Annotated in this window: 9 protein-coding genes and 1 pseudogene; 7 read left to right on the top strand and 3 right to left on the bottom strand. The window is 65.3% G+C overall.

The window, feature by feature from the left end; all coding sequences use genetic code 11:
• Positions 1-53: 53 nt before the first annotated feature.
• Positions 54-2,144 (top strand): molybdopterin oxidoreductase family protein, encoded by a 2,091-nt coding sequence (locus tag FOM02_RS37730; protein WP_265440923.1) that lies wholly within the window; start codon positions 54-56, stop codon positions 2,142-2,144.
• A gap of 127 nt (positions 2,145-2,271) precedes the next feature.
• Complete coding sequence (locus tag FOM02_RS37735) at positions 2,272-3,054, top strand: enoyl-CoA hydratase/isomerase family protein (protein WP_265440924.1); 783 nt, start codon at positions 2,272-2,274, stop codon at positions 3,052-3,054.
• Positions 3,055-3,244: 190 nt separating this feature from the next.
• On the opposite strand, the gene FOM02_RS37740 is transcribed toward FOM02_RS37735, so the two are convergent.
• The 3 genes from FOM02_RS37740 to FOM02_RS37750 form a co-directional block, all read right to left on the bottom strand.
• Complete coding sequence (locus FOM02_RS37740; protein WP_265440925.1) at positions 3,245-3,673, bottom strand: GlcG/HbpS family heme-binding protein; 429 nt, start codon at positions 3,671-3,673, stop codon at positions 3,245-3,247.
• Positions 3,666-6,641 carry an FAD-binding and (Fe-S)-binding domain-containing protein gene (locus FOM02_RS37745; RefSeq protein ID WP_265440926.1) on the bottom strand — a complete coding sequence of 992 codons (2,976 nt, stop codon included), beginning with the start codon at positions 6,639-6,641 and terminating at the stop codon, positions 3,666-3,668. The genes FOM02_RS37740 and FOM02_RS37745 overlap by 8 nt, the downstream gene beginning before the upstream one ends.
• Positions 6,642-6,746: 105 nt before the next feature.
• Positions 6,747-7,496 (bottom strand): GntR family transcriptional regulator, encoded by a 750-nt coding sequence (locus FOM02_RS37750; protein ID WP_265440927.1) that lies wholly within the window; start codon positions 7,494-7,496, stop codon positions 6,747-6,749.
• Between the two features lie 133 nt (positions 7,497-7,629).
• Between FOM02_RS37750 and FOM02_RS37755 the strand changes: the two genes are divergently transcribed.
• From FOM02_RS37755 to FOM02_RS37775, 5 genes and pseudogenes are all read left to right on the top strand, one after another.
• Complete coding sequence (locus tag FOM02_RS37755) at positions 7,630-8,832, top strand: pyridoxal-phosphate-dependent aminotransferase family protein (protein ID WP_416207738.1); 1,203 nt, start codon at positions 7,630-7,632, stop codon at positions 8,830-8,832.
• Between the two features lie 54 nt (positions 8,833-8,886).
• Positions 8,887-10,170: an MFS transporter gene (locus FOM02_RS37760; protein WP_265440929.1), complete on the top strand. Its 1,284-nt coding sequence runs from the start codon at positions 8,887-8,889 to the stop codon at positions 10,168-10,170.
• 116 nt (positions 10,171-10,286) lie between these two features.
• Entirely contained in the window at positions 10,287-11,486 is a 1,200-nt protein-coding gene (locus FOM02_RS37765) for a pyridoxal-phosphate-dependent aminotransferase family protein (RefSeq protein WP_265440930.1), read from the top strand.
• A gap of 41 nt (positions 11,487-11,527) precedes the next feature.
• A pseudogene (locus tag FOM02_RS37770) lies at positions 11,528-12,324 on the top strand (enoyl-CoA hydratase/isomerase family protein).
• A 400-nt stretch (positions 12,325-12,724) separates the two neighbouring features.
• Positions 12,725-13,699, top strand: a complete 975-nt coding sequence (locus FOM02_RS37775) for a Bug family tripartite tricarboxylate transporter substrate binding protein (protein WP_265440931.1) — start codon at positions 12,725-12,727, stop codon at positions 13,697-13,699.
• Positions 13,700-13,712 lie beyond the last annotated feature (13 nt).

Here is a 13,712-nt window from a genome sequence, read left to right on the forward strand (position 1 = left end):
ATGCCGGCAAAATGCGCTCGGCGGGCCAGTATTTTGATGTTACGAACTGGGACATGAACCAGCACGCCAAGATCGAAATCCGCCATTCGACCTGCCCGCATGACTGTCCGTCGGCCTGCGCGCTCGACATCGAGGTCGTCGAAGGCCGCAGCATCGGCCGCGTGCGCGGTTCGAAAAAGCAGACCTACACGGCCGGCGTCGTCTGCGCCAAGGTCGCCCGCTATGCCGAGCGCATCCATCACCCGGAAAGGGTGACATTCCCGATGCGGCGCATCGGGCCGAAGGGCTCGGGCCAGTTTGCGCGGATCACCTGGGACGAAGCGCTCGACGAGATCGCGGAGCGCTTCAATCAGGCCGAGCGCGAGTTCGGCGCGGAATCGATCTGGCCCTATTACTACGCCGGCACGATGGGCATCGTGATGCGCGACGGGCTGAACCGTCTGACGCACGTGAAGAAATATTCGCGCTTCTATCAGACCATCTGCGCCAATGTCGCGCGCATCGGTTACGCGATCGGCACCGGCAAGATCGCCGGCGTCGATCCGCGCGAGATGGCGCTGTCCGACCTCGTAGTGATCTGGGGCACCAATCCCGTCAACACCCAGGTCAACGTGATGACGCACGCCGCGCGTGCCCGCAAGGAGCGCGGCGCCAAGATCGCGGCGGTCGACATCTACGACAACGAGACCATGAAGCAGGCTGACATCAAGATCATCCTGCGGCCCGGCACCGACGGCGCGTTCGCTTGCGGTGTCATGCACGTCCTGTTCCGCGACGGCTATGCCGACCGCGCCTATATGGACAAATACACCGACTGCCCCGCCGAGCTCGAGGCGCATCTGAAGACGCGTACGCCGGAATGGGCGTCGGCGATTTCAGGCGTCCCGGTGGCGGAGATCGAGGCCTTTGCCAAGGCGGTCGGCGAGACCAAGCGGACTTTCATCCGCCTCGGTTACGGTTTCACGCGGTCGCGCAACGGCGCGACGCAGATGCATGCGGCGACCTGCATTCCCGCGGTAACCGGCGCCTGGCAATATGAAGGCGGCGGTGCCTTCTTCAACAATTACGCGCTGTGGCGCTTCAACGAATCCATCATCGAGGGCCACGACGCGATCGATCAGAGCGTCCGCGCGCTCGACCAGTCCAAGATTGGCCGCATCCTCACCGGCGATGCCGAGGCCCTGCGCGGCAAGGGCCCGGTCAAGGCGATGCTGATCCAGAACACCAACCCGATGACGGTGGCGCCGGAGCAGGCGCTGGTAGCCCAGGGCTTTGCGCGCGAGGATCTGTTCGTCGCGGTGCATGAGCAGTTCATGACCGAGACGGCGCAGATGGCCGACATCGTGCTGCCGGCGACCATGTTCATGGAACACGACGACCTCTATTACGGCGGCGGCCATCAGCACATCTCGGTCGGGCCGAAGCTGATCGACCCGCCCGGCGAATGCCGCTCCAACCATGAGGTGTTGCAGGCGCTGGCGCCGCGGCTTGACGCCAGGCACCGGGGTTTCGAGATGACGCCGCGCGAATTGATCGATGCGACGCTGCAGCTGAGCGGCCACGGCGACATCGCCGGCCTCGAAGCCGACCTCTGGCGCGATCTGCAGCCGGACTTCCGGACCTCGCATTTCCTCGACGGCTTTGCCCATCCCGACAAGAAATTCCACTTCAGGGCGGATTGGGCGCATCCGCCGTTCGGCCAGACCATGGGCGATATCGAAAGCATGCCATCGCTGCCGGACCATTGGGCGGTGATCGAGCAGGTCGACCAGGCCCATCCGTTCCGGCTCGCGACCAGCCCGTCGCGCAGCTTCCTCAACACCACCTTCAACGAGACGCCGTCCTCGCAGGCGCGCGAGGGCAGGGCGAGCGTGATGATCCATCCGCTGGATGCAGCCTCCCTCGACATCGCCGATGGCGATGCGGTGACGCTCGGCAACAGCCGGGGCGAGACCACGCTGATCGCGACGCTGTTCGACGGCGTGCGGCGCGGCGTGCTGATCGCGGAATCCGTTCATCCCAACAAGAACCATATCGGCGGCCGCGGCATCAACATGCTGACCGGCGCCGAAGCCGTCGCGCCGATCGGCGGCGCCGCGTTCCACGACAATAAGGTCTGGATCAGAAAAGCCGCCGCGGCCTGAACGCGCACCTGCCTCGCCAGCAATTTGTGTCGAGGCGCTAAAGCGGCGCCGCGCTGCAGATTGCCCTTGCACCTGCCGCCCGCCCTACCGCAAATGGCTGCAAAACGGACAGCAAGGAAGCGACGTCATGACCGACAGCATAGCCGTCATCACCGAGAAGCGCGGGCAGGCGTTCTGGATCACCATCAACCGGCCGGACAAGCGCAACGCGCTGAACGGCGAGGTCATCGCCGGCATCAGCAAGGGTTATCGCGACGCCCATGACGACAAGGACGTCCGCGTCATCGTGCTGACGGGTGCGGGCGACAAGGCGTTCTGCGCCGGCGCCGATTTGCAGAATTCCGGTGCGGCGTTCGCGATGGATCATTCTCGGCCGAATGTCGACTATGCCGATCTGCTGCGCCTGTCGCAGAACGCGACCAAGCCTGCGATCGCGCGGGTCGGTGGCGTCTGCATGGCCGGCGGCATGGGCCTGTTGTGCATGACCGACATGGCGGTTGCGGCCGATCACGTCATCTTCGGCCTGCCGGAGGTGAAGGTCGGCGTGTTTCCGATGCAGGTGCTGAGCCTGCTGCAATCCATCGCGCCGCCGCGTCTCGTCAATGAATGGGCGCTCACCGGCGAGCCGTTCGATGCCAAGGCCGCACAAGCCGCTGGCCTTTTGAACTATGTGGTACCGGCAGCCGAGCTCGACGCCAAGATCGACTGGCTGATCGGGCGAATCGTCGACAAATCCCCGACCGCGATCCGCCGCGGTAAATACGCCATGCGCGCGATCGCCTCGATGTCGTTCGACGAGAGCATCGCCTACACCGAAAGCCAGATCGCCCTGCTCGCAATGACCGAGGACGCCAAGGAGGGGCTGAAGGCGTTCGGCGAGAAGCGGAAGCCGGTCTGGACGGGAAGGTGAAGAGGCGGAGCTGCTGGTCGATCCGTCATCCTGAGGTGCGAGCGGCGCGGTGCGGTTAGCATCGCGCCGGGAGCCTCGAAGGATGTACGGCCGAGATGCAGCCGGCCGTCGCCCTTCGAGGGCCGCTGAAGAAGCGGCCACCTCAGGGTGACGGTGGTGGTTTAGCGCTACGCGCCCCGGAACGACGATCTCAGCCCGCGTTGGCCTTCAGCCCCGCCGCCTGGATGCCCGCGACCGCGCAGGCCTCGTCATTGTCGGAGGTGTCGCCGGAGACGCCGACGGCGCCGAGCAGCGTGGTGCCGTCCATGATCAGCACGCCGCCGGGGACCGGCACCAGCGCGCCTTTTGCAATCGTGTTGACGGCATCGATGAAATAGGCCTGCTCCTGCGCGCGCTGGAACAGCGCACGTGAGCCCATGCCCATCGCGAGCGCGCCATAGGCCTTGCCATGCGCGATCTCGGCGCGCATCAGGCTGGTGCCGTCCTGCGCGGCCGCGATCTTGAGGACGCCGCGCGCATCCAGGATGGTGACGACCAGCGGCTTGAGCTTCAGCTCGACGGATTTTGCGAAGGCGGCGTCGAGGATTTTTCGGGCGGTGTCGAGCGTGAGGTCAGCCATGGCTGGTTTCCTTTGCAGCGGTTGAAGTGGAATTGGTTCCGGCGCGGTCGAGGCTCATCGCCAGCACGCGCGCGACGTGAAGCGCCTCGCGCTGAGCGCCGTCGTGGATCTGGTGCCGGCAGGAGGTGCCGTCGGCGACGACCAGCGTATTCTGGTCCGCGCGGCGCACGGCCGGCAGCAGCGACAGCTCGGCCATCTCGATCGAGGCATCATAGGTGTCGGCGCCATAGCCGAACGCGCCCGCCATGCCGCAGCAGCTGGACTCGATGGTCTCGACCTTCAGGCCGGGGACGAGGCGCAGCACCTGCTCGACCGGCTTGAAGGCGCCGAAGGATTTTTGATGGCAATGCCCGTGTACGACTGCTTTTTCCGCGACGTTGCCAAGCGGCAGTTGCAATCGGCCGGCCTCGGCCTCGCGCACCAGAAACTCCTCGAAGGTGAGCGCGTGCGCGCCGACGGCCTTGGCGTCGTTGTCCTTGCGCAGCGAGGCGAGCTCGTCGCGCAGCGTCAACAGGCAGCTCGGCTCGAGGCCGACGATCGGCACGCCGCGCGCGGCAAAGGGCGCGAACGCGGCAACGAGACGGTCGAGCTCGGCCCTCGCTTCATCGACGAGACCTGCCGAGAGGAAGGTGCGGCCGCAGCAGAGCGGGCGGCTGCCGCTCGCAGGCTTTGGCATGTGCACGCGATAGCCGCCGGCGGTGAGCACGCGCAGCGCGGCCTCGAGGTTCTCGCGCTCGTAAATGCGGTTGAACGTATCGGCGAACAGCACGACCTCGCGGCCGCCTTCCGGCCCGACGCTGTCGGCCGGCGGCACGAACACATCGCTGCGGAAGGCGGGCAGCGCCCGGCGCGCGCTGATGCCGGCAAACCGCTCGAACAGCTTTCGCAGCATCGGGCTGCGGTTGCGCAAATTCGCCAGCGGCGCGAAGCGCGCGGCGAGGCCGGCATAGCGCGGCAGGTAGCCGACCAGGCGATCGCGGAGAGTGAGGCCGTGGCTGGCGGCGCGCGCGGCGAGCACCTCGATCTTCATCTTGGCCATGTCGACGCCGGTCGGACATTCATGGCGGCAGGCCTTGCAGGAGACGCAGAGTTTGAGCGTCTCCATCATCTCGTCGGAAGACAGCGCATCGGGGCCGAGCTGGCCTGATATCGCGAGCCGCAAGGTGTTGGCACGGCCTCGCGTGACATCCTTCTCGTTGCGCGTGGCGCGATAGGACGGGCACATCACGCCGCCCTCGAGCTTGCGGCAGGCGCCGTTGTTGTTGCACATCTCGACCGCGCCCTGGAAACCGCCACCGGCGCCGGGATAGGCGGACCAGTCGAGCTTCGTCTTCAGCTCGCCGACGCGATAGTCCGGCTTGAAGCGGAACAGCGAGCGATCGTCCATCTTGGGCGCGTCGACGATCTTGCCGAGATTGAGGACGCCATCGGGATCGAAGCGCTGCTTCACCTCGCGGAAGTCGGCAACCAGGCGCTCGCCGAACATGGTCTCGTGGAATTCCGAGCGCACCAGGCCGTCGCCATGCTCGCCGGAATGCGATCCCTTGTATTCGCGCACCAGCGCGAAGGCTTCCTCGGCGATGGCGCGCATCGCCTTGACGTCCTTCTCCAGCTTCAGGTTCAGCACGGGGCGCACATGCAGGCAGCCCTCCGAGGCGTGCGCATACATCGTGCCGCTGGTGCCGTGCTTCGCGAACACCTCGTTGAGCCGCGCGGTGTAATCGGCGAGATGCGGCAGCGGCACGGCGCAGTCCTCGACGAAGGAGACCGGCTTGCCCTCCTGCTTCATCGACATCATGACGTTGAGGCCGGCTGCGCGGAAATCGGCAATCCCGCCCTGCAGCGCCGGTTCGGTGATCTCGACCACGCCGCCCCATTTGCGCGTGTCGTTATTCCAGCCGAAGCCGAGATCGCCCATCAGCTCGGTGAGCTGCTTGAGGCGCGCCAGGTTATCCGCCTGGTCCTCTTCCGCGAACTCGACCACCAGCACCGCGTCCGGATCGCCCTTGATCGCGGCGGAGATGATCGGGCGGAACATCGCGATGTCGCGGCCAAGCGCGATCATGGTGCGGTCGACCAGCTCGACCGCGATCGGCTTCAGCTTGACCAGGTGCTGGGCCGCATCCATCGCCTCGTAAAAACTGCCGAAATGGCAGACGCCGAGCGCCTTGTTGCGGATGACAGGCCACAGTTTCAGCTCGACCTTGGTGGTGAAGGCGAGGGTGCCTTCCGAGCCCACCAGCAGATGCGCCATGTTGTTGGGCGCGTTGCGCGGCACCAGCGCATCGAGATTGTAGCCGCCGACGCGGCGCTGCACCTTTGGGAAGCGCGCCGCGATCTCGTCGGCCTCGCGCGTGCCGAGATCGAGCATGTCGCGGAACAGGGCGCGGGTGCTGTCACTGGCTTCGACGTCGGAGAGATCGCGCGAGACCTCGCCGAAACGGCTCAGCGTGCCGTCGGCAAGCGATGCCTCCATCGACAGCGTGTTGTCGCGCATGGTGCCGTAGCGCAGCGAGCGGCCGCCGCAGGAATTGTTGCCGGCCATGCCGCCGATGGTGGCGCGCGACGCCGTGGAGACGTCGACGGGAAACCACAGGCCGTGCTTCCTAAGTTGGCGGTTGAGGTCGTCGAGGACGATGCCGGGCTCGACCATGCAGGTCCGGCCCTCGACGTCGAGTGACAGGATGCGGTTGAGGTGCTTCGAGAGATCGACCACGAGGCCGTCATTGACGGTCTGGCCGCATTGCGAGGTGCCGCCACCGCGCGGAGTGACCTTGCGGCCTTCGTTGCGGGCAATCGCCAGCGCCCGCAACGCCTCGTCCATGGTCTTGGGGACCACCACGCCCGCCGGCATGATCTGGTAGAACGAGGCGTCGGTGGCGTAGCGACCGCGGCTGAAGGGGTCGAACAGGACGTCGCCGGTCACTTCCGACCGCAGGCGCCGTTCGAGCGAGGAGGCGTTTGTCATCCCTGATCCCGGACTGCCCCAGCGAGGCTCAGGCCTTGCTGAGTTATTCATTATGGTTCCCGACCGATTATATTATGAATTCAAAATGAGCAAGCCGGGCCGCTCCTAGGGCGAAGCCGGTGCGTCCTCTTGGGGCTCGGTCAGATGCTCGATCGCAGCCGTCCGCTTGTTGCGCAGGTGCTGGAACAGGATGTCGCTGAGCTCGCTGGCGGCTCTCCGGCGCAGCGCGTCCAGGATGGCCTCGTGCTCGCGCATCGCCTCGGCCCAGCGCTGCCGCTTGCGGGCGAAGTTCGCGGAGTAGCGGACGCGGCGAATGCGGCCGGCGAAGTTGGCGTACGCCGTTTTCAGCGTCTCGTTGCGCGCGGCGGCGACGATGCTCTCATGGATGCGCTGGTTGGTCTGGAAGTAGCCGTGCATGTCGCGATGCAGATAGTGGCCATACATCTCGTAATGCAGCTGCTCGATCGCGGTGATTTCCGCATCCGTAATGGCCTCGCAGGCAAGGCGCCCGGCAAGGCTCTCCAGCCCCGCCATGACGTCGAACAGCTCTTCCAGGTCGCGCTGGCTAAGCTGGCGCACCCGCGCGCCGCGGTTGGGCAATAGTTCGATCAGCCCCTCGGCGGCGAGCACTTTCAGCGCCTCGCGCAGCGGCGTGCGGGAGATGCCGAGCATCTCGCAGAGCTGCCGCTCCGGCACGCGCGCGCCTTCGGGGATGTTGCCCTCGACCACGTAGTCGCGCAGCCGCAGCAGGATCTCGCCATGAAGCGAGGCCTCGTGACGGTTTTCCTGGCGATCGCCGCCATTTGCGGTCGGCGGCGTGATCGGAACCCCGGTGTCGGGAATCGTGGATTTCATTTGCTGCACAGTAGTTTGCCTGCTGGGGCGCGTCGACGTCCACAATCGAATACCAAATTTCGATTGAAAGGACAAAAAATGAATGCAAAATAGCCTCCAGAGCCGGCCAAGGTCCGCCGACAGGGAGGTTTTCATGCATCAGGGACGCCATTTCCTTCAGATTCCGGGCCCGAGCCCGGTCCCCGAGCGCGTCCTGCGCGCGATGGACATGCCTGTGATCGACCACCGCAGCGCGGAGTTCGGCGAGCTCGGCCGCACCGTGCTCGAAGGCAGCCAGAAGATTTTCCAGACCAAAGGCCCTGTCATCATCTTCCCGTCGTCGGGGACCGGCGCCTGGGAGGCCGCGATCGTCAACACGCTGTCGCCGGGCGATAGGGTGCTGATGGTCGAGACCGGCCACTTCGCCACGCTGTGGCGGCAAATGGCCGGCCGCTTCGGCATCGAGGTCGACTTCGTGCCTGGCGACTGGCGCCGCGGCGCCGATCCCGCCGTGATCGAAGCAAAGCTCACCGAGGACAAGGCGCGCGCGATCAAAGCCGTCATGGTCGTGCACAACGAGACCTCCACTGGCGCGACCAGCCGCATCGCCGAGATCCGCGCCGCGATCGATCGCGCGAGCCATCCCGCGCTGCTCATGGTCGACACCATCTCCTCGCTCGGCTCGGTCGACTACCGCCACGACGAGTGGAAGGTCGACGTCAGCGTTAGCTGCTCGCAGAAGGGCTTCATGCTGCCGCCCGGCCTAGGCTTCAACGCGATCTCGGAGAAGGCCCTGGCTGCGTCAAAGACCAACAAGATGCCGCGCTCCTATTTCGACTGGGAGGAGATGCTCAAGCCCAATGCCAAGGGCTTCTTTCCCTACACGCCCGCGACCAACCTGCTCTACGGCCTGCGCGAGGCGATCGCGATGCTGCTCGAGGAGGGGCTCGACAACGTGTTCGCGCGGCATCAGCGGCTCGCGGCCGCAACGCGTGCCGCCGTCAATCATTGGGGTCTCGAAGTGCTCTGCCAGGAGCCGTCGGAATTCTCGCCGGTGCTGACCGCGGTGCTGATGCCGCCCGGCCATGACGCCGATCAGTTCCGGAAGATTGTGCTCGAGAATTACAACATGTCGCTCGGCTCAGGCCTGTCGAAGGTCGCCGGAAAGGTGTTCCGCATCGGCCATCTCGGTGAATGCAATGCGCTGACGCTGCTTGGCGCGCTCACCGGCGTGGAGATGGGTCTCTCGGTTGCCGGCGTGCCGCATCGTTCGGGCGGCGTCGATGTCGCGATGAAGCTCTTGGAGCAGCGTCCACAGGGCAATGCCTCGCCGCATCTGAAAGTGGTCGGCACTTAAGCCGCGCGGGACACGCGGCTGAAAATCATAACAAGCAATCAGGGAGGGGTGGAGATGGGAATTCGGTTCAAGGCGACGCATGTCGTGCTGGCGATGCTCTGCGCGATGTATTTCATCACCTATGTCGACCGGGTGAACATCGGCACCGCCGCGAGCGAGATCCAGAAGGAGCTGGGTCTCTCCAACACCCAGCTCGGCCTCGTCTTCTCCGCCTTCGCCTATCCCTATCTCTTGTTCCAGGTGATCGGCGGCTGGGTCGGCGACCATTTCGGGCCGCGCAAGACGCTGTTCTGGTGCGGCATGATCTGGGCGGCCGCCACCATCATGACCGGCTTCGTCAACGGGCTCGCGGCGCTGTTCGTCGCGCGCTTTGCGCTCGGTTTCGGCGAGGGGGCGACGTTCCCCACCGCGACACGCGCGATGCAATATTGGACGCCCGCGAACCGCCGCGGTTTCGCGCAAGGCCTGACCCATTCCTTCGCCCGGCTCGGCAATGCCGTGACGCCGCCGGTGGTGGCGCTCTTGATCCTGTGGCTGACCTGGCGCGGCGCCTTCGTCGTGCTCGGCTTCGTGAGCCTCATCTGGGGCGTGATCTGGGTCTGGTACTTCCGCAACGAGCCGAAGGACCACGCCTCGATCACCGAGGCCGAGCTCGCGGCGCTGCCGCCACGCCCGACCGGCGAGCGGCCACGCGTGCCCTGGGGCCCGCTGCTCGGGCGGATGTGGCCGGTGACGCTGACCTATTTCTGCTACGGCTGGTGCCTGTGGCTGTACCTGAACTGGCTGCCGCTGTTCTTCAAGAACAACTACAATCTCGACATCAAGAACTCGGCGCTGTTCGCCTCCGGTGTGTTCTTCGCCGGCGTGGTCGGCGACAGCGTCGGCGGCGTGCTGTCGGACAAGATCCTCGACCGCACCGGCAATGTCCGCCTGGCGCGGCTCAGCGTCACCGTAGCAGGGTTTACGGGAGCGCTGCTCTCCCTGTTTCCGATCCTGTTCGTCCACGACATCACGATCGTCGCGCTGTGCCTGTCGGCGGGCTTCTTCTGCGCCGAGCTCGTGATCGGCCCGATGTGGTCGATCCCGATGGACATCGCCCCGAAATATTCGGGTACCGCGTCGGGAATCATGAACACCGGCTCGGCCTTCGCCGCCATCGTCTCCCCGCTGGTTGCCGGCTTCGTGATCGACACGACCGGCAACTGGTACCTGCCGTTCCTGATGTCGATGGGCCTTTTGCTGCTCGGCGGCGTCTCGGCCTTCCTGATGCATCCGGAACGCCCGTTCACGGAGGCCGAGGGGCACCTGCCCTCAGGCCGGGTGGTGGCTGCGGAGTAGGGGCGGCGGAGGTCCGCCGGTTATGCATGGGAGACGCCTTTAGGAGAGGGGACAAGCCGGTCAAATGGTGCTATTCGGCGGCCACCAAAATCAAGGCTAGACCGGGAAGGACGCCGATGACCGTGCATACTGGAAGGCATTTCCTACAGATTCCAGGACCGACCAATGTGCCCGACCGCGTGCTGCGGGCGATGGACATGCCGACGCTGGACCATCGCGGTCCGGAGTTCGCCGAGCTCGGTTTCGCCGTCCTCGCCGCGATGCAGCGTGTGTTCCGCACCAAGCAGCCCGTGATCATCTTCCCCTCGTCCGGCACTGGCGCCTGGGAAGCGGCGATGGTCAACGTGTTCGCGCCCGGCGACAAGGTCTTGATGTGCGAGACCGGCCAGTTCGCCGTGCTGTGGCGCGGCATCGCCGACAAGTTCAAGCTCGACGTCGACTTCATCCCGAGCGACTGGCGCCATGGCGCCGACCTAGCCGAGATCGAGCAGCGCCTTGCCGCCGACAAGCAGCACAAGATCAAGGCGGTCTGCGTCGTCCACAACGAGACCTCGACCGGCTGCGTGACGCCGCCCGCTGAGGTGCGCAAGATCCTCGACCGCGTGAAGCACCCGGCGCTGCTGATGGTCGACACCATCTCGGGTCTCGGCTCGATGGAATACGAGCACGACGCCTGGGGCATCGACGTCTCGGTCGCGGGCTCGCAGAAGGGCCTGATGCTGCCGCCAGGCCTCGGCTTCAATGCCGTCTCGGAGAAGGCGCTCAACGTCGCCAAGTCCAATCCGGGCATGCGCTCCTATTGGGACTGGCAAGAAGTGATCAGCTTCAACAAGCTCGGCACCTTCCCCTATACGCCCGCGACGAATCTGCTCTACGGCCTGCGCGAAGCGGTGAAGATGCTGGAGGAAGAGGGCCTCGAGAACGTCTGGGCTCGCCACAAGCGCCACAGCGCGGCGACGCGCGCCGCGGTCAAGGTCTGGGGTCTCGAGACGCAGTGCGCCGATCCCGCCGCGCATTCGCCGGCGCTGACCGGCGTGCGCGTGCCGGAGGGGTTCGACGCCGACGCGTTCCGCAAGGTGGTGCTGGAGAATTTCGACATGTCGCTCGGCACCGGCCTGAACAAGGTCAAGGGCAAGGTGTTCCGCATCGGTCATATCGGCCATTTCAACGATCTGATGCTGATGGGCACGCTCGCCGGCGTCGAGATGGGCCTCGATCTTGCAAAGATCCCGCACCGGAGCGGCGGCGTGTTGGCGGCCATGGACGTCCTGAAGGGACGCGACGTGGTGCCGATGACCAAGGCCCAGGTGGCTTAAGGTTCAGGCAGCCTGAACCAACCCAAGAAAGTGAGCGCGCGATGAACGCACCGACGACTGCCAACGAAGACCTGCTCTACTCCGTCACGGACGGCATCGCGCGGATCACCTTCAACCGCCCCCAGGCGCGCAACGCCATGACCTTCGCCATGTATGACCGCATGGCGGAGATCTGCCAGGAGATCAACGCCGACCGTTCGATCAAGGCGCTGATCCTCACCGGCGCCGGCGACAAGGCCTTCGCTTCCGGCACCGACATCTCGCAATTCCGCGCGTTCAAGACCGCGCAGGACGCGCTGGACTACGAGGCCCGGATCGACCGCGTGCTCGGCACGCTCGAGCAGTGCCGCGTGCCCGTGATCGCGGCGATCGCGGGCGCCTGCACCGGCGGCGGCGCCGGCATTGCGGCCTGTTGCGACCTCCGCATCGGGACTGAAACGACGCGTATGGGCTTTCCGATCGCGCGCACGCTCGGCAATTGCCTGTCGATGTCCAACATCAGCCGCGTTGTCGCGCTGGTGGGCCGGCCCGTACCAAGGATCTGATCTTCAAGGCGCGCCTCGTCGAGGCACCGGAAGCGCTCGCGCTCGGCCTGCTCAACGAGGTCGTGCCCGACGTCGAGACGCTCCAGCGCCGCGCCGACGAGACCGCAAAGCTCGTCGCCAGCCACGCGCCGCTGACGCTCGAAGCCACAAAGGAAGCGGTGCGCCGCATCCGCCGCACGCTGTCGCGCGAAGAGGGCGAAGACCTGATCCTCAAGGCCTATATGAGCGAGGATTTTCGCGAGGGCATGGACGCCTTCCTCAACAAGCGCGCGCCGGTCTGGAAGGGCAAGTAGCGCGCGTCCCGATCAATCCGAACGACATCCTGCTGGTCTAGAGGATGATCCGGACCCGGAGGGCCGCGTTAGCGCAAAGTGCGCAGCGGTTTTCCGAAAAGATCATGCTCAAATAATAACCTAAAGCGCGATGACGATTCATCTTGATCTCATCGCGCTTTCGTCAGCCGGCACATTGGCTTCCAGAACCGGCGCGGGCTCCGCAAGGGGCCCGCGCTTTCTTGCCGGGGCCGTCGTGCTTGCAATCCATCTCATTCCAAAGTCATAAGCGGGGCGGTGCCGGCCCGGCTTGAACTGGCCGGTATTCGCCCGCACAATGCAATCCGCTAGACTTCGCGAATTGCCAATCCGAACAAGAACATAGGCAAAAAACTTGGGGAAGACGCGCGTGGGACATGGAATGAAGGCTGCAATCACGCTGGCGGTCGCGCTTTGCGGCACGCCGGCCTTTGCCGGCTGGGAGCCGACCAAACCGGTCGAGATCGTGGTGGCAGCGGGCGCGGGCGGCGCCTCCGACCAGATGGCGCGCATGATGCAGGCCGCGATCCAGAAGAACAACCTGATGAAGCAGCCGATGGTGGTCTCGCTCAAGGGCGGTGCCTCGGGCGCGGAAGCGCTGATGTACATGAAGTCGAGCGAGGGCGATCCGAACAAGGTGCTGATCGCCTATTCGCTGATCTACATGCTGCCACTGTCGGCGAAGATCCCGTTCAACTGGCGCGAGCTGACCCCGGTCTCGGTGATCGCGCTCGACCAGTTCGTGTTGTGGGACAACAGCGCCGGCCCCAAGACCGTGAAGGAGTTCGTCGCGGCTGCGAAGGCCGCGAGCTCGCCGTTCAAGATGGGCGGCACCGGCTCCAAGCGCGAGGACCACGTGCTGACCGTGTTCCTGGAGCAGAAGACCGGCGCAAAGTTCTCCTATCTGCCCTACAAGTCCGGCGGCGAGGCCGCGACCCAGCTCGTCGGCAACCACACCGAAGCCAACGTCAACAACCCTAGCGAAAATCTCGAGGTCTGGCGCGCGGGCCAGGTGCGTCCGCTCTGCGTGTTCGACAAGGAGCGCATCTCCTACACCAGCAAGGTGACGGACACGCAGTCCTGGGCCGACATCCCGACCTGCAAGGAGGAGGGCGTCGACGTGCAGTATCTGATGCTGCGCGCGATGTTCCTGCCCGGCAAGGTCACGCCCGAGCAGCAGGCATTCTATGTCGAGCTGTTCCACAAGGTGACGCAGACCGCCGAGTACAAGGACTACATGGAGAAGCAGGCGTTGAAGCCGATCTTCCTCACCGGCAAGGACATGGTGCAATTCCTCGAAGAGGACGATGCCCAGAACAAGTCGCTGATGACGGAAGCCGGTTTCGTCGCGAAGTAGTCACACCCTCCAT

Source organism: Bradyrhizobium sp. SEMIA, assembly GCF_014844175.1.
GTDB lineage: Bacteria > Pseudomonadota > Alphaproteobacteria > Rhizobiales > Xanthobacteraceae > Bradyrhizobium > Bradyrhizobium arachidis.